Origin of the sequence: Bradyrhizobium diversitatis (assembly GCF_016031635.1) — a bacterium.
GTDB lineage: Bacteria > Pseudomonadota > Alphaproteobacteria > Rhizobiales > Xanthobacteraceae > Bradyrhizobium > Bradyrhizobium diversitatis.
In genome coordinates, this window is record NZ_JACEGD010000126.1 from 1 (window position 1) to 617 (window position 617).

General features: G+C 66.5%; 1 protein-coding gene. It reads right to left on the bottom strand.

What is annotated here, in order from left to right; genetic code table 11:
• The coding region (locus H1B27_RS39740) for a TCP-1/cpn60 chaperonin family protein (RefSeq protein ID WP_283817060.1) at positions 1-617 on the bottom strand (617 nt) is incomplete at both ends.

Here is a 617-nt window from a genome sequence, read left to right on the forward strand (position 1 = left end):
CCTTCGCCACGGGCAGCCCGGGCTGCGTTAAGGCCATCTTCGAGGAGTTGCGCCGTGCGTTTTTGTTCGACCGGCGTGGCGCCGCCTGCGAGCAGGAGCGCGGTCCCGCGGGTGAGCTTTGCAAGGCGATCGGCCAGCTTGTCGCGCTCGATATTCTGCGGTGCCTCGTCCCACAGCTTCTGGACCAGTTGCCGCCGCCCGTCGATGGCCGCCTTGTCGCCATTGCCGCCCAGGATCACGGTCGCGGATGCGGATACCCTCGCGCGCGACCTGGGTGCCCGGATCGAGGAGGTGACGATCGCCGATCTGGGCAATGCGACGCGCGCGATCACCCGGCCACCCGTCATGATCGCGAGATCCTCCATCATCGCCTTGCGCCAATGGCCGAATTCCGGCGGATTGATCGCGACGACGGTGCCACGTCCCTGAAGCCGAGCCTGCATCACCGCCGCGATGACCTCAGGCGCGATCTCGTCAGCTACCAGCAGCAGCTGACGCCCGCTCTCCTTGAGTTGGTCGAGGATACGCAGGATCGGCTCGGCCGATGGCACTTTGTGGTCGGTCAGCAGGATCGCCGGATTGTCGAGTTCGGCGGCCAGGCTTGAACTGTCGGTCGC